Here is a 16,562-nt window from a genome sequence, read left to right as displayed (position 1 = left end):
AACGGTGTGAGCAAGCTATCTTCCTGCGCTGCGGCGCACTATGCCGAAGACCGTTCGACCTCGCGTTATCGCCAGCGCGCCGTGGCTTACCTGGATGTGGTGACTGCCCAATTGGCGGCGCTGCAGCGAATTACACCTGCAAACTCAGCCATTGAGCGCTAATGTAGGCGCTGATCAAAGCGCTGGGTGACGGGTGGAACGTGGCTCAATTGGCTGCGTCGAACCCTATTTAAACCAAGGAGAAGTCAGCATGACCGAGTACGTACCTCCGAAAGTCTGGACCTGGGACAGCGAAAGCGGCGGCACCTTTGCCAGCATCAACCGGCCTATCGCCGGTGCCACGCATGAGCAGGCACTGCCGGTCGGCAAGCACCCACTGCAACTGTATTCCCTGGCCACGCCCAATGGGCAGAAGGTCACGATTCTGCTGGAAGAGCTGTTGGCCCTGGGGCATGCCGGCGCGGAATACGATGCATGGTTGATCAAGATCGGTGACGGTGATCAGTTCGGCAGCGGCTTTGTTGCGGTGAACCCGAACTCGAAGATCCCGGCATTGCTGGATCGCAGTGGTGATACGCCGATTCGGGTGTTTGAGTCGGGTGCGATTTTGCAGTACCTGGCGCAGAAGTTTGGGGCGTTCTTCCCCACCGAACCTGCGGCGCGTGCGGAGTGTTTGTCGTGGTTGTTCTGGCAGATGGGCAGCGCGCCGTATCTGGGCGGTGGGTTTGGGCATTTTTATGCGTATGCGCCGAGCAAGATGGAGTACGCGATCAATCGGTTTGCCATGGAGACCAAGCGTCAGCTGGATGTGCTGGATCAGCGTTTGGCGGTGAGTGAGTATATTGCCGGGGACGAGTACACCATTGCCGATATTGCGATTTGGCCTTGGTATGGTGGGTTGGTCAAAGGCCGTTTGTATGGGGCGTCGGCGGAGTTTCTGTCGGTGCATGAATATAAACATGTGCTGCGCTGGGCTGAGGCGATTGAGGCGAGGCCGGCGGTGCAGCGGGGGCGGCGGGTGAATCGGGTTTCTGGGGAGCCTGCGGAGCAGTTGCGTGAGCGGCATGATGCGAGTGATTTGGACTGAGTACATATCCGTTGCGGCGGTAACGGCTTCTGTCGCCCGTCGCCGTCTGGCGCGGGTGCCAATCTGTCACCACAGGCCGGCGGTATTAGCTCAATGCGGCTTAACTCAACAGCCCGGTGCTGACCGCCACGATCAGGAAGATCCCCAACAGCGCGCGGTAGATCACGAACGGCCAGGTGGAGAACCGCTCCAGGAACTTCATCAGGCCCCAGATCGCGAAGAACGCCGAGATGCTGGCGACCACCAGGCCAAAGATCAAGTGCGACCAAGCATGGGCGGGCAGGTCTGCGTGCAGCAGCACCCACAATTCTTTCAAGCCGGCGAGGGCGATGGCGGGCAGGCCCAGCAGGAAGGAAAAGCGCGCGGCTTCTTCCCGCTTGAAGTTGAGGAACAGCGCGGCGGTCAGGGTGGAACCGGAACGCGACACGCCGGGAATCAGCGCGCCAATCTGTGCAATGCCGACGATCAGTGCGTCGCGCAGGCGCATCTGGCTCATCTCGCGGGTGTGGCGTGCACGCAGCTCGGCGACTGCGAGTAGCACCGCCATCACCACGCAGGCAATCCCGATCACCATCAGGCCGCGCAACGGCGAGTTGCAGGTATTCAAGGTCGAAGACAGCGCCAGGCCGGCAATCCCAATCGGGATGGTTGCCAACACAATCGCCACGGCCAGCTTGAACCAGCGGTCGTTGTAGTCGCCCCGGCGCACTGCGCCAATGCTACCGGTGGTGACCTGGCGCACATCGCGCCAAAAATAGCTGACCACCGCCGCCAGCGCCGCCAACTGCATGGCTGCCGAAAACGCCGAGCCCGGGTCTTGCCAGCCGAGCAGGGCGGGTACCACGCGCATGTGCGCGGTGGACGACACCGGCAACAGCTCAGTTATGCCCTGGATCACGCCCAGGATGAAGATCTGCAGGTAGTCCAGGGAGGCAAAGCCCACATCCAGGCCGGCGGAACAGACATTGGTCAAAGTACATGTCCTTGCAAAAGGGGCTTGAGAAAACAGCGGGTTGGACAAAGTTTATTCTAAATGTTTCAAGAATTTGGTCCGCCCCAGACAAATCCGCAATCGGTTCAGCAAATAGAAAGGTTATGCAATGTATTGGCCTGCGCTACTCTTTTGTGAACAATGGAGGCCTGCATTTTTGACCGAGAGCCCCATGCCTGAAACCACCGTCGAATTGATCCAGACCGGCCCCGATGCGTCTGAGCTGATCCGTAATCTTTACCAGTACTACGCCTACGAATCCTCGGATTGGGAGCAGGAAGATGTCGAGGCGGACGGCCGTTTCTACATCCACGACGAGCACCTGACCCGCTACTGGCAAGACCCGCAATGGAGCGCCAACCTGCTGCTGGTGGATGGTTATATCGCCGGCTTCCTGCTGATTGAAGGCAGCGAGTTACCGGGTATCAATGCGCTGGAACTGGCCGACCTGTTCATTCTCAAACGCTACCGCCGCAAAGGCATCGGCCGTGCCATCGCCACTCAGGTATTGAGCAGTGGCGAGGCCAATTGGCTGGTGCGCTTTTACGATCAGGACGAAGTGTCCCAGGTATTCTGGCGCGCCGTACTGGACGACCTGCCGCGCCCGGCGCAGATGATTGAGCTGGAGGATGATCCCAGGGCACGGCGGCATTGCGTCTAACTCGGATTGAACAACACCTGCTGCATCGCCTGCGGCGGCTGCCCGAACGCGCGCAGAAACGCCTGGCGCATGCGCTCGCGATCACCAAAGCCGGTTTCGCGGGCGACCACCTCGACCGGGTGACGGCTGGTTTCCATCATCGCCCGCGCAGCTTCCACGCGCAGCGACTCGATGGCCTTGGCCGGTGTCTGCCCGGTTTCTTCGCGAAATACCCGGCTGAATTGGCGCGGGCTCAGCCGGGCCACGTCGGCCAGGGCTTCCACCGACAGGTCGTGGGTGAGGTTCTCGCGGGCATAGGCCAGGGCCAGTTGTACGCGGTCGGACTTGGGGTCCAGCTCCAATAGCGCTGACAGTTGCGATTGCTCACTGCCACGGCGCTGGGCAATCACCAGTTTGCGCGCGATACGCCGGGCGAGGTCGCAGCCCAGGTCGGCCTCTACCATCGCCAACGCCAGGTCCACCCCGGCGCTCATGCCAGCGCCGGTCCAGACCTGGCCGTCGACCACAAACAGTTTGTCTTCTTCCAGCTGGATATCCGGGTAGCGCTTGCGAAATGCCGGCGCGTGAATCCAGTGGGTGGTGGTGCGCTTGCCTTCAAGTAAACCGGCTTCGGCCAAAACGAAAATGCCCATGCACAGCGAGGCCACGCGGCGCGACTGCGCGGAGGCGGCCTTGACCAATTCCAGCAGGTTGGCCTCGGGCAGGCGAAACTCCAGGTAGCCGCTGACAATCAAGGTGTCGTAGCCCTGCGGCCGGATCGGCGTGGTATTCACCGAAAAGCCCTGGGAGGTCATGACCGCGCCGCCACTCTCCGACACCAGGTGGAACTCATAGGCCGGCTCGCCGCGCAGCAGGTTCGCGCACTCGAACACCGAGCCCAGGCTGAGGCTCAGGGATTGGAAGTTCGGGTAAACCATCAGCGCAACGCTGTGCATCGTCATTCTCCAAGGGGCGCGGGAGAGGCGATTGTCGGCGGGTGCCAGGAAAACGGCAACCGACTTTGTGTCATGTCCGGAATCCTTGCGGATATGACATTGTTGAAGTTTTTCTCGACGCCTAACATCCCCTCAACGAACTAGACGACTGGTCTAATCGGACGGGATGAACGATGACTAATGCAACTAAAAGTGCAAGGCAGACGATTCTGGATTCGGCGCAATTGCTGGTGAGCCGCAAAGGGTTTTCTGCGGTGGGGTTGAACGAAATACTGCAAGCCGCCGATGTACCGAAAGGTTCGTTTTATCACTACTTCAACTCCAAAGATGCGTTCGGCGTTGTCCTGCTCGATACCTATTTCGACCACTACGTGAAAGGCATAGAGCAACTGTTCCAGCACACCGAGCTGTCTGCAGCCGCCAGGTTAATGCGCTATTGGCACACCTGGATCGACAATCAGACCGGCTGCACCGACGCGGGCAAATGCCTTGCCGTCAAACTCGGTGCTGAGGTGTCAGACCTTTCAGAGCCGATGCGTTTGGCCCTGCAGCGCGGCACCGCACGCACCATCGCCTTGCTTGCCGAGGCCTTGCAGAGCGGCATCGAAGACGGCTCGCTGACGGTCCGGCAACACCCCGAAAGCCTGGCCCAACGCCTGTATGCGTTGTGGTTGGGGACCAGCGTCATGAGCAAGATCACCCGAACATCTGCACCTTTTGACCAGGCGCTGCTGATGACCCGACAGCTGTTGGGTTGCCCTGAACCTACTGACAATCACATCGATCGAGGCACTGGAAAATGAAAGTATTAATGGTACTGACCTCTCACGACCAGCTTGGCAATACCGGTCGTAAAACCGGCTTCTGGCTCGAAGAGTTTGCTGCTCCCTATTACACGTTTAAGGACGCCGGCGCCGAACTGGTACTGGCATCCCCGGCCGGCGGCCAACCTCCGCTGGACCCGGTCAGCGACCAGCCGGATGCACAGACCGAGCAAACCCGCCGCTTTGCTGCCGACCCGGCGGCCCAGCAGGCGCTGGCCAGCACCGTCAAGCTGGAATCGATCAACGCCGACGACTTCGACACGGTGTTCTACCCAGGTGGTCATGGGCCATTGTGGGACTTGGCCGAGTCAGACACCTCGATCGCACTGATCGAAGCCTTTGAGCGTGCCGGCAAGCCCATCGGCTTTGTGTGCCATGCGCCGGGCGCGCTGCGTCACGTCAAGGCGGTCAATGGTGAGCCGCTGGTCAAGGGTCGCCGTGTTACCGGCTTCTCCAACGCCGAAGAGGCCGCTGTGGGCTTGACCGATGTGGTGCCGTTCCTGATTGAAGATGATTTCAAGGCGCTCGGCGGCCACTATGAAAAGGGCGCTGATTGGCAATCCTTTGTGCTTGAAGATGGCTTGCTGGTCACCGGGCAGAACCCTGCCAGTTCCAGTGATGTGGCCAAGGCACTGCTGAAACTCACCGAATAAATTAATTAATCGCTGGATTGGTTGGCGGCTCTTAAGAGCCGCCAATGTTTTCGCTCGCCTCGAATTTGGACGTTTTTACATGACTAGTCGTTTGAATACCCCGGTAAAACTGGGTCACCACACCTTGAATAACCGTGTTGTTTTGCCGCCCCTGACCCGTCAACGCAGCGCGCAACCCGGCGATATCGCCACTGACCTGATGGCCGAGTATTACCGCCAGCGCGCCACGGCCGGTTTCATGGTCAGCGAAGGCACGCAGATCGAGCCGCGCGGCCAGGGTTACGCCTGGACGCCGGGTATCTACAGCCCGGCGCAGATCGATGGCTGGCGCACAGTCACCGAGGCGGTGCATGCCGAAGGTGGGGTGATCTTCGCCCAGCTCTGGCACGTTGGCCGCGTGTCCCATAACGCGCTGCAACCGGAGGGCGCCGCACCGGTTGCGCCGTCTGCCCTTGCGGCGCTGCAAGCGAAAGCTTTTATCGAAACCGGGCCAGGTGTGGGCGAGTTGATGCAGCCGCCCGTACCGCGTGCGTTGAGCACACTGGAAATTGAGGAGTTGGTAGGGCATTACGCCCAGGCCGCGCGCAATGCGTTGGATGCCGGCTTTGATGGCGTGGAAATACATGCCGCCAATGGTTATCTGGTCAACCAGTTCATCTCGGCCCACGCCAACCAGCGTGACGACGAGTACGGCGGTTCGCTGCATAACCGCCTGCGTTTTCTGCGCGAAATCGTCGAAGCCGTGACCGCCGTAGCCGGGCCGGAGCGCCTCGGTGTGCGCTTTTCACCGCTGTTCAGCGGCACCGACCAGGACCGCGTCTACATCGGCCTGGTGGAAGAGGACCCGCATCACACCTACATCGAAGCGATCAAGGTGCTCGAAGCGTCGGGGATTGCCTACGTATCCATCGCTGAAGCCGACTGGGACAACGCCCCCGACTTGCCAGAAACCTTCCGCCGGGCCGTGCGCAGCACGTTCAGTGGGCGGATCATCTACGCTGGTCGCTACACCGCTGAGCGTGGTGCGGCATTGGTAGAGGCGGGGCTGGCGGACTTGATTGCGTTCGGGCGCCCGTTCATTGCCAACCCGGACTTGCCGCAGCGGCTCTTTAACGGCTGGCCGCTGAACCCGCTGCGGGCGGAAGGCATGTACGGCGGCTCGGCGCTGGGCTATACCGATTACCCGGTGTAGCGACACTCCACCCGCAACACAATCTTGCCAATATGGTCGCCGCCTTCCATCCGTGCATGGGCCTGGGCGGCGTCGGTGTATTCGTAGACCTTGTCGATGATCGGCAGGCAGCGCCCGGCCGACAGCACCGGCCACACGTATTCGCGCAGTTGTTCGGCGATGGCGGCTTTTTCGTCCTTGGAACGTGCGCGCAGCAGCGAACCGGTGATGACGGCGCGTTTGCCGAGGATGGTCAGCAGGTCGACATCGTTGGCCTTGCCGCCGCCGAGGAAACCCAGCATCACCAAATGCCCGTCCATGCCCAGGGCCTTGAGGTTGTTGTTCAGATACGAGGCCCCCATGATGTCGAGGATCACATTCACGCCCTTGTCGCCGGTTTTCTTGGCGATGACGTCGGCGAAGTCTTGCTCGCGGTAGTTAATCGGCTCGGCGCCCAGCTTGGCAATTGCCGCGCATTTGTCGGCACTGCCGGCGGTGGCGAAGGCGTGGATGCCGAACTCGCGGCAGAGCATCAGCGCGGTGGTGCCGATGCCGCTGGTGCCGCCATGGATCAAGGCGCGCTGGCCTTTGTGCGCGCCACCGAGGCCGAACAGGTTGGCCCAGACGGTGAAGAAGGTTTCCGGCACGGCCGCGGCTTGAACCCAGTCCATGCCCTCCGGGATCGGCAACGCCTGGCTCGCAGGTACGGCGCAAAACTGCGCATAACCGCCGCCATTGGTCAGGGCGCAGACCTTGTCGCCAATCGCGTACTCATTCACACCGGCGCCCAGCGCGACCACTTCACCGGCCACTTCCAGGCCAGGGATCGGGCTCATGCCCGGCTTCATCGGGTACTTGCCTGCGCGCTGCAAGGCGTCCGGGCGGTTGACCCCAGCCGCGTGTACACGAATCAGGATCTCGCCTGGGCCTGCCACCGGCACGTCGGCTCGACGCGGTTGCAAGACCTCAGGGCCACCGGGGGTGGTGATTTCGATCAGGGTCATTTCTTTAGGGAGCGACATTTGCGATTACCTGCAGCGATGAGCGTATGAGTTGGGACCGCGTCGGGCAGTCGCCGGTTCAGCAGCATCCTATCGAAGGGCGGCATCTAACAAAAAAAGCCGGGCAAGCCCGGCCAAAAACAAGGTGAGGGTGTTTAGCGCTTCAGGAACGCCAACAAGTCTTCGTTCAACTGCTGGGTGTGGGGGCCTACAGCGGCAAGCCGCTCTACACCTTCGTTATGGACAAGAAGGCCGGTGACATGACCGGCGACGGCAAAATGGACGGAGCCTGGAAGGTCGCCAAGCCCTGATCGCTTAGCGGCTAGCGAGCTTATCGTTGCAAGCGGGCAAGCCCTATGCCGCAGTAGCGCAGCCCCCTGTGGGAGCGGGCTTGCCGCGAAAGCGGTGGGTCAGTCAACATCAATGTTTGCTGGGCCGACGTCATCGCGGGCAAGTCGAATCGTCGCACCGCCGCTCCCACATTTAATCTTCGCTGCTTTGGGCATTGCGTTCGCTTAACTGAACGGCATTAGGGCAAGCCCGGCCAAAGGGGTGTTTAGCGCTTCAGGAACGCCAACAAGTCTTCGTTCAACTGCTGGGTGTGGGTGGCTGCGAAGCCGTGTGGCGCATCCTTGTACACCTTCAACTGCGCGCCTTTGATCATCTCGGCCGCGACTTTACCCGTGGTCTCGAACGGCACGACCTGGTCGCCGTCACCGTGGATCACCAGGGTCGGCACGTCGATCTTGGCCATATCCGGGCGAAAGTCCGTCTCGGAGAATGCAGTGACGCAATCCACCGTGGATTTGAGCGACGCCAGCAGCGCGATCTGCAGGGTCTGCGTCAGTACGCCCTGGGAGACTTTCTGGCCCTTGTTGATGCCATAGAACGGCGTGTTGAAGTCGCTGATAAATTGCGCGCGGTCTTGCAGTAGCCCAGCCTTGATGCCGTCGAACACTTCAGTCGGCACGCCCTGTGGGTAATCCGGTTTTTGGCCGAAAATCGGCGTCACTGCGCCCAGCAGCACCAGGCCCGCCACACGGGCGCTGCCATGGCGTGCGATGTAGCGCGCCACATCACCGCCACCCATGGAGAAGCCCACCAGCGTCACGTCCTTGAGGTCAAGGTGTTCGATCAGTTGGGCGATATCGTCGGCGAACGTGTCGTAGTCGTTACCGGTCCACGGTTGGTCGGAGCGGCCAAAACCTCGGCGGTCGAAGGCGATGGTGCGAAAGCCACGGCTGCTCAAGTATTCCATCTGGTATTCCCACATGTCGGCATCCAGCGGCCAGCCATGGCTGAACAACACGGGTTTACCGCTGCCCCAGTCCTTGAAGTAGATCTGGGTACCGTCGTTGACAACGAATGTGCTCATGGAAAACTCCTTGGGTCAGGGGGCAAAAGCTCGGCGTTACTGTTGCGTTAAACCGGACGAAGGGCTTGTATGCATGTGCTCGGTTGAACGGTTCCGCGTCTATATTGGTCCACTGACCTCTACCGTCAGTTCAACAGGTGAACCAAATGGCCAAGACATACAGCTACGCCGCGCGGGATTCCAAGGATGCACTCAAACCCTTTACTTTCGAGCGCCGCGCGCCAGGCGCCGATGACGTCCAGATCGACATTCTTTATTGCGGCGTCTGCCACTCCGACCTGCACACCGCGCGCAACGAGTGGCACAACACGTTGTACCCGTCGGTGCCCGGCCATGAAATCGTCGGTCGCGTCACGGCCGTCGGCGCCGATGTAAAGACATTCAAGGTCGGTGATTTGGCCGGTGTCGGTTGTATGGTCGACAGCTGCCAGCATTGCGCGTCCTGCGCCGAGGGCGAGGAGCAATACTGCGAGAACGGTTTTACCGGCACCTACAACGGCCCGGTGTTCGGCGGTGAAAATACCTTTGGCGGCTACTCGGACAGCATCGTGGTCAAGGAGAAGTTTGTATTGCGTATCTCCCACGATGATTCGAACCTGGCGGCTGTGGCGCCGCTGCTGTGCGCCGGGATCACCACGTACTCGCCGCTGCATCACTGGAAGGTTGGCCCTGGCAAGAAAGTCGGTGTAGTCGGCCTCGGTGGGCTAGGGCATATGGCGGTGAAGATCGCGCATGCCATGGGTGCGCATGTCACGTTGTTCACTACCTCGCCGAACAAGCGTGAAGATGGGCTGCGTTTGGGGGCTGACCAAGTGGTGGTGTCGAAGAACCCGGATGAAATGGCCAAGGTTGCCAACAGCCTGGACTTCATTCTCAACACCGTCGCGGCGCCGCACGACCTGGATGCGTTTCTCAATCTGCTCAAGCGTGACGGCACCATGACTCTGGTGGGTGCGCCTGACAGCCCGCACCCGTCGCCATCGGTGTTTAACCTGATTTTCAAGCGCCGCAGCCTGGCCGGGTCGTTGATTGGTGGCATTCAGGAGACCCAGGACATGCTGGATTTCTGCGCCAAGCATAAGATCGTCTCGGACATTGAGATGATTGATATTCAGGGCATTAACGAGGCGTACGAGCGGATGCTCAAGGGTGATGTGAAGTATCGCTTTGTGATTGATATGGAGAGTTTGAAGAAGGAAAGCCACGCGGCTTGATAGCACCTTTGCTTTTTGTGGGGGCGGGTTGCTCGCGAATGCGCTGGGTCAGTCACAAATAAGCCCCCCCGCTCCCATATTTGATTGGGTTCAGCCTTCAAAATCAGGTCGACTGCCAGCCGGCCTCGGCGTTGCGGGTGCTTGTGTTTTTTCAGGCCGAAAGATGCTCATACAAAATAGTCGCACCCACCAGCATCAACACCACGCCACCCACCATCTCAGCGCGCTTGCCCACCACTGTACCCAACACCCGCCCAAGCATCATGCCGATGGTCACCATGGTCATGGTTGCCAGACCAATAGCCGCCGAAGCCACCAGGATATTCACGTCGACAAACGCCAAGCCTACGCCCACCGCCAGCGCATCAATACTGGTAGCAAAGGCAGTGACAGCCAGGATCATGAACGAGTGCTGCGTCGGTTTCTCAACCTCGTCATCGTCCACCTTGAGCCCGTTGTAAATCATGTGCAAACCCAGCGCGACCAGCAGGGTAAAGGCGATCCAGTGGTCCCAGTCTTCGACCCAGCGGGTCGCGGCATGGCCGATGGCCCAGCCGATCATGGGCGTGATGGCTTCGATCACACCAAAGATCAAACCGACGCGCAGGGCTTCGATAAAGCGGGGTTTGTGCAGGCTGGAGCCTTTGCCGATGGCCGCCGCAAAGGCGTCCGTGGACATGGCCAGGGCGAGAAGGATAAGGGAAATAGGGTTCACGGTGAGGCTTCCAGTCGGGCTATATGAGTCAACGACACAACCACACGCCCGACTTTAGGCATGGATGTGTCGCTGGTCTCACCAACCACAACGGTGTTCGTACCACGGCAGGTTGCCGAATATGTTGATACGAACGCTTCTGAGCAGGTCAGAAGCCGGTTACTCCCCAACGAAGGGCCGCAGCATAGACGATCAACTATGAAAAAACCATCAACGCCCTTCAAATACCGCTGGGCGCCGTTCGGCAAACGCTGCCAGTCCTTCACTAAAGTCGGCACTGGCGCAGGCCTGGCGGCGTAGCTCGGCGATTTGTTCCATGGCGTGCACGGGCATCGGTTGCAGGTCTTCGAGGATGCGCAATTGCTCTTTCACTGCCTGAATCGCCAATGGGGCCTTGGCGGCGATGCCTTGGGCGTATTCCAGGGCAGTGGCTTCCAGGGCGTCGGTGGGCACCAGCCGGTTGATCACGCCGAAGCGTTCGGCGCGTTCGGCGTCGAGTTTCTGGGCGCAGAAGAACATTTCCTTGAGCACATGAATCGGCAAGTTGTTGAAGAAACGCAGCAGGCCGCTGGTGGTGTAGGGCAGGCCGATGTTGGCCGGGGTCATGGCGAAGCTGGCGCTGTGGTCGGCGATCACCATGTCGCAACTCATGGCCAGGTCCACGGCGCCGCCCCAGGCCGAGCCCGAGATTAAGGCGATGACCACGCCGGGGTAGGCACGGATGCGCCGCAGTACGCGTTCCAGCGGTTTACCGTAGGCCACGGGGTCGCGGTCGCGGGCCACTTCGCCGATATCGTGGCCGGCGCTCCACACGGTCTGGCCGACGTCGGCGCCGAGTATTACCACGCCGACGCGCTGGGCGGCGAGGGCGATCAGGCGCTCATCCAGGCTGTCGAGCAGTTGCGCGCTAAGGGCATTGCGCTGGCTGGGGTTGCTGAATGTCAGGCGCGCAATGCGCTTGTCGATGAGAGTGTGTGAAACGTTGACCGTCATGATGCGGTTCCTGTGTGGCTATCAAATTCGGGGGCCTGGAAAAGCACGCAGGCGTTGAGCAGGGACTGGATCGAGGGACGCAGGGCTGGGCGGCGGCCGGGTAATGCCTGGCTATAACCAGGCACGTCCGCCAACGAAAATCATCTTCGACACCAACTCCACACTGTTTTTGACCTCAAGTTTCTTCATCAGCCGCGCCCTGTGCACCTCCACCGTGCGGTGGGAGATTGTCAGGCGTTGGGCGATTTCCTTGGATTTGAGGCCGTTGACGATGTGCATCGCCACTTCCCGCTCCCGTGGCGTGAGGTCGCCGGTGCCTTGGTGGGTGCGGTCCAGGCGTTCGAAGTGCCAGATCATCAGTTTGAACGGGTCTTTGGGCGTCAGGGTGTAGCCGTGGGACTTGGCCCAGAACACTTCGCCGTTTTTGTGCTGCATGAAGCGTTCGTCGGAGTAACGGCCGTTTTTACTGTCGAGCAGCCAGTCGTGGCTGCGCTTGCCGATGGCGTGGTAGTCGGCCTGGGACGGGTAGATCAGCAGGGTCAGTTGGTTGAGCAAGGCGTCGCGCGCATAGCCGAACAACTGCAAGAAGGCTTCGTTGCAGTCGATGATCACGCGGTTGTTGGTGACCAGTTGCGGGGCAGGGGACAGTTGGAACGCCAGGCGCTCGATATCTTGGAGTTGCTGTGTAAACGCGTTCATTGGGCATCCTGCCTCGTTGCTTTTCTCACCTTGGGCTACTTATCCATGTAAGTAGTTACACGAATTGGCGACTGCCCGGCGGTGCGTCATTGTAGGTAATCTTCGCACCAAAAACAGAAGAAATTGATTATGCCAGCTGATTGCGTCTCCATTGTTGCCGCCGGTCACTCACGCTTTGGTCGCCTGGAAGGCACCACCCTTGAAGACCTGATCGTGCAGGTCACCCGCGAAGCCCTGACGGACGCGGCTATTGATGCGTCAGAAATCGATGCGTTGTTCCTTGGCCACTTCAACTCGGGGCTGGTGCCTGACGGCTTTGCCTCGTCCTTGCTGCTGCAGGCCGACCCTGGCCTGCGCTTCAAGCCGTCCACCCGTTGTGAAAACGCCTGCGCGTCCGGCTCCGCGGCGATCCAGGCGGGGATTAACGCGATCCTCTCCGGCAGCGCCGAACTGGTGCTGGTGGTGGGCGCCGAGAAGATGACCCACACGTCCACCGCTGAGGTCACCCAGGCCCTGGCCGGCGCCGGCTATCAGAACGATCCGGCCGAAGCCGGCTTGAGCTTCCCACAACTGTTTGGCCGTGCGGCACGCCAATACACCGAGCGCTACCACTGCCCGTTGGGCTCGATGGCGGCCATCGCCACCAAGAACCACTCCAATGCCATGGCCAACCCGTTGGCGCAGATGCACCGGGTGATGGATTTTGAGCACTGCAACAATGTGTCCAAGAGCAACCCGTTTGTGGCCGAGTCGCTGCGCCTCACCGATTGCTCGCTGATCAGCGACGGCGCCGCCGCGATCATCCTTGCCTCGCCCAAGCGCGCGCGGGCGTTTCGCCGGGATGTGCAGATCTGCTCGATGACGCAAGTCAACGACTGCCTGCCCATCGCCCAGCGCGACATCCTGGCCTTTGAAGGCCCGCAACGGGCGATTCACTCGGCGCTGCGCGGGGCCAATATCACCCTAGCCGACCTGAGTTTCGCCGAGGTGCATGACTGCTTCACCATCGCCGAACTGCTGATCTACGAAGCCATGGGCTTGGCGCCCAAAGGTGAGGGCCATCGCGTGCTCGACAGCGGCGTGGTGCGCGCGGGCGGGCGGCTGCCGGTGAACCTTTCTGGTGGGCTCAAGGCCAAGGGGCATCCGGTGGGCGCCACTGGTGTGTCGATGCATGCCTTGGCGTTCCGCCAGTTGACCGGCGAGCCGATCGGCCTGTCGGTGCCCAACCCGGAGTTCGGTCTGGTGTTCAACATGGGCGGCATGGCCGTGGCCAACTACGCCTCGGTCCTGCACGCGCGCAGGAGCTGAACCATGAACATCGCCAACTGGCTGCATGACACCCAGCGCCGCGACCCGCATCGCCCGGCGCTATTCGAGGGCACGCGGCAAGTGGCCGACTACGCCACCTTTGCCGCCCATGTGCGCCAACGCGCCGCGCACCTGGTGGATCAACACGGCCTGGTACCGGGTGATGCGGTGGCGGTGCTGATGAAGAACAGCTGTGATTACCTCGAATTGCTCTACGCCATCTGGTGGCTGGGCGCGGTGGCTGTGCCGATCAACGCCAAGCTGCATCCATCGGAAGCAGCATGGATCGCGGACAACGCCGAGGCCCGTCTGATCTTTACCGACGGCGGCCAGGTGTTTTCGTCGCGGGATTTGCCCCAACGCTGCAAGGAACTGGACGGGCACACGCTGCCGCCGACCCGTGGCTGGCCGACCTTGGAACAACCGGTACCGCGCCAGGACCAGGACCTGGCGTGGTTGTTCTATACCTCCGGCACCACCGGGCGTTCCAAGGGCGTGATGCTGTCCCACGGCAACTTGATCGCGATGTCGCTGTGTTACCCCACCGATGTGGATCCGGTCAGCCCCGACGACGCGGCCTTGTATGCCGCGCCGATGTCCCACGGCGCCGGGCTGTATAACTTTATTCATGTGCGCTGCGGCGCGCGGCATGTGGTGCCGGTCTCCGGCGGTTTCGACGCCGCCGAGCTGTTCGGGCTGGCCGCCCTGTTGGGGAATGTCTCGCTGTTTGCCGCGCCGACCATGGTCAAGCGCATGGTCGAACAGGCCCGCCGCCAGGGTTACGGCGGCGAAGGCATCAAGACCATCGTCTACGGCGGCGGCCCGATGTACCTGGCTGACCTGTGCGCGGCCGTCGACACCTTCGGCCCGCGCCTGGTGCAGATCTACGGCCAAGGCGAAAGCCCGATGACCATCAGTGTGCTGCCACGCGCGCTGATTGCCGACCGCCAGCGCGCGGGCTGGGCAACCCTGGCTGCCTCGGTGGGGCACGCGCAGTCCTGTGTCGAAATCCGCATTCTTGACGCACAGCACCAGCCGGTGCCGACGGGTGAGCGCGGCGAAATTGCCGTGCGCGGCGCCACGGTGATGCAGGGTTACTGGCGCAACCCCGAAGCCTCGCGCCAGACCTTGGTGGAGGGCTGGTTGTTGACCGGCGATATCGGCTTTCTCGACGCGGCCGGCTACCTGACCCTGACGGATCGCTCCAAGGACGTGATCATCACCGGCGGCAGCAACGTGTACCCGCGTGAAGTCGAGGAAGTGCTGGCGCAGCATCCCGAGGTGTTCGAGGTGTGTGTGGTCGGTGAGCCGGATGCGCAGTGGGGCGAATCGGTGGTGGCGTTTGTGGTGACACGCGGCGGGCAAACACTCGACGAAGCCGAACTGAGCGCCTGGTTTGTGCAACGCATGGCTTCGTTCAAAAAACCCAAAAAATACCTGTTCCGTAATGAATTGCCCAAGAATAGCTACGGCAAAATCCTCAAGACCGACTTGCGGCAGTGGCTGAAAGCAGCGAATATCGCCGCGCTTACCTAGCCCCGCTTTTCATGGACAGATAACAAGACAAGGAGTCCCTTCGATGGGCAATCAAGCGCAAGACACGGTCCGCAAACGCCGCCGTGCATTTCTCGGTGCCACCTCCGGCCATTTGATCGAGTGGTACGACTACGGCGTGTACGGCTTTCTCGCCGTGTACATCGGCCAGGCGTTCTTCGTCTCCGATGACCCCACCACCAGCCTGCTGGCCAGCTTTGCCGCGTTCGCCCTGAGTTTCTTTATTCGGCCATTAGGCGGGCTGTTTTTCGGCCCGCTGGCGGATAAGATTGGTCGCCGCAAAACCCTGATCATGGCGCTGGTGATGATGACCGGTTCCACCGTCATGCTCGGCCTGTTGCCAAGCTACGCAACCCTGGGTATCGCCGCGCCGATCCTGCTGATCCTGGTGCGCTGCGTGCAGGGTTTCTCGGCGGGTGGCGAGATCGGCACGGTGACCAGCTTCATCTCCGAATACGCCGGCCCCGGCCGACGCGGCTTTGCCACGTGCTGGCTGATGGTCACCGCCGTACTCGGCCTGCTGCTGGGCGGCGCCGTGGCCAATGGCATGACCTGGATTCTCGGCGCCGAGGTGATGCAGGAATGGGCCTGGCGCATACCGTTTTTGATCGCCGCGCCGCTGGGCTTTATCTCCATGTACATCCGCCTCAAGCTCGAAGACAGCCCGGAGTTTCTGGCCCTGCAACGCACCGGCCAGACCTCCCGCGCACCGTTGCGCGAAGTTTGGCAGTGGAAGCGCGCTATCGCCCTGGTGTTCTTTATCATCACCTTGCACAGCTCGATCTTCTATCTGGTGCTGACCTTCGCCTCGACCTACATGGCCAAGATTCTCAAGTTCGACAGCGGCACCACGTTGCTCTACGTATTCGTCGCGAGTTTCTCGGCAGCCTTCGTGATGCCGTTTGGCGGTGCGTTCACCGATAAATACGGACGCAAGCCGTTCCTGATGGTGGTCGGCACCTTGGCTACGTTGGCGATGTTCTGGCTGTTCAAGTCAGCGCCCACCGCCACACCTGCGACGTTCTTCGCGCCGTTGATGGCGGTGGCGATCCTGTTCGGGCTGTACGCCTCATCCACCTACGCGCTGATGAGCGAGCTGTTGCCGACGCGCATCCGCTCCACCGGGATTGCCGTGGCGTACAACGTGCCGGTCGCGGTGTTTGGCGGCAGCGCGCCGCTGATCTCCACGTGGCTGATCAAGGTGACCGGCGACATCACTTCACCGTGGTATTTCTACGTGGCCACGGGCGTAGTGTCGCTGATTGCCTTGGTGGTGTTGCGCAAGGAAGATTTTGTCGCCAGTGGCAGCCCGGTGGTGGCGCCAGCGGGGGCAGTGTTGGCACCTGCATCCTGATCGAATAAGGGGTGGACGCTATCTTGT

16 protein-coding genes and 2 pseudogenes are annotated in these 16,562 nt (G+C 61.0%); 11 read left to right on the top strand and 7 right to left on the bottom strand.

What is annotated here, in order from left to right; all coding sequences use genetic code 11:
• The first annotated feature begins 6 nt into the window (after positions 1-6).
• Both GJU48_RS13725 and yghU read left to right on the top strand, forming a co-directional pair.
• A complete protein-coding gene (locus GJU48_RS13725) occupies positions 7-162 on the top strand; it encodes a hypothetical protein (RefSeq protein ID WP_242150471.1) in 156 nt (51 codons plus the stop codon).
• An 88-nt stretch (positions 163-250) separates the two neighbouring features.
• Entirely contained in the window at positions 251-1,087 is an 837-nt protein-coding gene (yghU, locus tag GJU48_RS13720; RefSeq protein ID WP_094952634.1) for a glutathione-dependent disulfide-bond oxidoreductase, read from the top strand.
• A 100-nt stretch (positions 1,088-1,187) separates the two neighbouring features.
• On the opposite strand, the gene GJU48_RS13715 is transcribed toward yghU, so the two are convergent.
• On the bottom strand, positions 1,188-2,060 hold the full coding sequence (locus GJU48_RS13715; RefSeq protein WP_094950201.1) for an undecaprenyl-diphosphate phosphatase: 873 nt from the start codon (positions 2,058-2,060) through the stop codon (positions 1,188-1,190).
• A gap of 122 nt (positions 2,061-2,182) precedes the next feature.
• On the opposite strand from GJU48_RS13715, the pseudogene GJU48_RS13710 reads away from it, so the two are divergent.
• A pseudogene (locus GJU48_RS13710) lies at positions 2,183-2,739 on the top strand (GNAT family N-acetyltransferase).
• Here GJU48_RS13710 and GJU48_RS13705 read toward each other — a convergent pair.
• Positions 2,736-3,674, bottom strand: coding sequence for a GlxA family transcriptional regulator (locus GJU48_RS13705; protein WP_094950213.1), 939 nt, complete (start codon positions 3,672-3,674; stop codon positions 2,736-2,738). The pseudogene GJU48_RS13710 and the gene GJU48_RS13705 sit on opposite strands and share 4 nt — an antisense overlap.
• Before the next feature lie 173 nt (positions 3,675-3,847).
• Between GJU48_RS13705 and GJU48_RS13700 the strand changes: the two genes are divergently transcribed.
• From GJU48_RS13700 to GJU48_RS13690, 3 genes are all read left to right on the top strand, one after another.
• Positions 3,848-4,477 (top strand): TetR/AcrR family transcriptional regulator, encoded by a 630-nt coding sequence (locus GJU48_RS13700; RefSeq protein ID WP_094950214.1) that lies wholly within the window; start codon positions 3,848-3,850, stop codon positions 4,475-4,477.
• The gene (locus tag GJU48_RS13695; RefSeq protein ID WP_094950215.1) at positions 4,474-5,151 is read left to right on the top strand and encodes a type 1 glutamine amidotransferase domain-containing protein; all 678 of its coding nucleotides are present in this window, start codon (positions 4,474-4,476) and stop codon (positions 5,149-5,151) included. Before GJU48_RS13700 ends, GJU48_RS13695 begins: the two co-directional genes overlap by 4 nt.
• Positions 5,152-5,230: 79 nt before the next feature.
• Positions 5,231-6,343, top strand: coding sequence for an alkene reductase (locus GJU48_RS13690; RefSeq protein ID WP_155296021.1), 1,113 nt, complete (start codon positions 5,231-5,233; stop codon positions 6,341-6,343).
• Here GJU48_RS13690 and GJU48_RS13685 read toward each other — a convergent pair.
• Positions 6,331-7,344, bottom strand: a complete 1,014-nt coding sequence (locus GJU48_RS13685; RefSeq protein WP_155296020.1) for an NAD(P)H-quinone oxidoreductase — start codon at positions 7,342-7,344, stop codon at positions 6,331-6,333. The two genes, GJU48_RS13690 and GJU48_RS13685, sit on opposite strands and share 13 nt — an antisense overlap.
• A gap of 185 nt (positions 7,345-7,529) precedes the next feature.
• Between GJU48_RS13685 and GJU48_RS13680 the strand changes: the two are divergent.
• Positions 7,530-7,634, top strand: a pseudogene (locus GJU48_RS13680) (hypothetical protein); the annotation flags it as partial.
• 245 nt (positions 7,635-7,879) lie between these two features.
• On the opposite strand, the gene GJU48_RS13675 reads toward GJU48_RS13680, so the two are convergent.
• On the bottom strand, positions 7,880-8,698 hold the full coding sequence (locus GJU48_RS13675) for an alpha/beta fold hydrolase (RefSeq protein WP_094950218.1): 819 nt from the start codon (positions 8,696-8,698) through the stop codon (positions 7,880-7,882).
• 146 nt (positions 8,699-8,844) lie between these two features.
• Between GJU48_RS13675 and GJU48_RS13670 the strand changes: the two genes are divergently transcribed.
• Positions 8,845-9,912: an NAD(P)-dependent alcohol dehydrogenase gene (locus GJU48_RS13670; RefSeq protein WP_094950219.1), complete on the top strand. Its 1,068-nt coding sequence runs from the start codon at positions 8,845-8,847 to the stop codon at positions 9,910-9,912.
• Between the two features lie 151 nt (positions 9,913-10,063).
• On the opposite strand, the gene mntP is transcribed toward GJU48_RS13670, so the two are convergent.
• The 3 genes from mntP to GJU48_RS13655 all read right to left on the bottom strand — a co-directional run bounded on the left by mntP (position 10,064) and on the right by GJU48_RS13655 (position 12,319).
• A complete protein-coding gene (gene mntP, locus GJU48_RS13665) occupies positions 10,064-10,627 on the bottom strand; it encodes a manganese efflux pump MntP (RefSeq protein WP_094950220.1) in 564 nt (187 codons plus the stop codon).
• A gap of 210 nt (positions 10,628-10,837) precedes the next feature.
• On the bottom strand, positions 10,838-11,620 hold the full coding sequence (gene scpB / locus GJU48_RS13660) for a methylmalonyl-CoA decarboxylase (protein ID WP_094950221.1): 783 nt from the start codon (positions 11,618-11,620) through the stop codon (positions 10,838-10,840).
• A 111-nt stretch (positions 11,621-11,731) separates the two neighbouring features.
• Positions 11,732-12,319: a LuxR C-terminal-related transcriptional regulator gene (locus GJU48_RS13655; protein WP_094950222.1), complete on the bottom strand. Its 588-nt coding sequence runs from the start codon at positions 12,317-12,319 to the stop codon at positions 11,732-11,734.
• A gap of 129 nt (positions 12,320-12,448) precedes the next feature.
• Between GJU48_RS13655 and GJU48_RS13650 the strand changes: the two genes are divergently transcribed.
• The 3 genes from GJU48_RS13650 to GJU48_RS13640 are packed head-to-tail and all read left to right on the top strand — an operon-like array spanning position 12,449 to position 16,535.
• A complete protein-coding gene (locus GJU48_RS13650; protein ID WP_094950223.1) occupies positions 12,449-13,627 on the top strand; it encodes an acetyl-CoA acetyltransferase in 1,179 nt (392 codons plus the stop codon).
• Between the two features lie 3 nt (positions 13,628-13,630).
• Positions 13,631-15,163 (top strand): class I adenylate-forming enzyme family protein, encoded by a 1,533-nt coding sequence (locus GJU48_RS13645; protein ID WP_094950224.1) that lies wholly within the window; start codon positions 13,631-13,633, stop codon positions 15,161-15,163.
• 43 nt (positions 15,164-15,206) lie between these two features.
• Entirely contained in the window at positions 15,207-16,535 is a 1,329-nt protein-coding gene (locus GJU48_RS13640; RefSeq protein ID WP_094950225.1) for an MFS transporter, read from the top strand.
• The last annotated feature ends 27 nt before the right edge of the window (positions 16,536-16,562 follow it).

It is taken from the genome of Pseudomonas sp. IB20 (assembly GCF_009707325.1).
Lineage (GTDB): Bacteria > Pseudomonadota > Gammaproteobacteria > Pseudomonadales > Pseudomonadaceae > Aquipseudomonas.
The sequence above is the reverse complement of the archived record's forward strand: the minus strand, read 5'-3'. Positions and strand labels throughout refer to the sequence as shown.

What these genes read in the sequence shown, in the direction of transcription:
- yghU (WP_094952634.1), top strand. Translation starts at nt 251, where the DNA reads ATGACCGAGTACGTACCTCCGAAAGTCTGGACCTGGGACAGCGAAAGC.
- GJU48_RS13705 (WP_094950213.1), bottom strand. Translation starts at nt 3,674, where the DNA reads ATGCACAGCGTTGCGCTGATGGTTTACCCGAACTTCCAATCCCTGAGC.
- GJU48_RS13700 (WP_094950214.1), top strand. Translation starts at nt 3,848, where the DNA reads ATGACTAATGCAACTAAAAGTGCAAGGCAGACGATTCTGGATTCGGCG.
- GJU48_RS13695 (WP_094950215.1), top strand. Translation starts at nt 4,474, where the DNA reads ATGAAAGTATTAATGGTACTGACCTCTCACGACCAGCTTGGCAATACC.
- GJU48_RS13690 (WP_155296021.1), top strand. Translation starts at nt 5,231, where the DNA reads ATGACTAGTCGTTTGAATACCCCGGTAAAACTGGGTCACCACACCTTG.
- GJU48_RS13685 (WP_155296020.1), bottom strand. Translation starts at nt 7,344, where the DNA reads ATGTCGCTCCCTAAAGAAATGACCCTGATCGAAATCACCACCCCCGGT.
- GJU48_RS13675 (WP_094950218.1), bottom strand. Translation starts at nt 8,698, where the DNA reads ATGAGCACATTCGTTGTCAACGACGGTACCCAGATCTACTTCAAGGAC.
- GJU48_RS13670 (WP_094950219.1), top strand. Translation starts at nt 8,845, where the DNA reads ATGGCCAAGACATACAGCTACGCCGCGCGGGATTCCAAGGATGCACTC.
- scpB (WP_094950221.1), bottom strand. Translation starts at nt 11,620, where the DNA reads ATGACGGTCAACGTTTCACACACTCTCATCGACAAGCGCATTGCGCGC.
- GJU48_RS13655 (WP_094950222.1), bottom strand. Translation starts at nt 12,319, where the DNA reads ATGAACGCGTTTACACAGCAACTCCAAGATATCGAGCGCCTGGCGTTC.
- GJU48_RS13650 (WP_094950223.1), top strand. Translation starts at nt 12,449, where the DNA reads ATGCCAGCTGATTGCGTCTCCATTGTTGCCGCCGGTCACTCACGCTTT.
- GJU48_RS13645 (WP_094950224.1), top strand. Translation starts at nt 13,631, where the DNA reads ATGAACATCGCCAACTGGCTGCATGACACCCAGCGCCGCGACCCGCAT.
- GJU48_RS13640 (WP_094950225.1), top strand. Translation starts at nt 15,207, where the DNA reads ATGGGCAATCAAGCGCAAGACACGGTCCGCAAACGCCGCCGTGCATTT.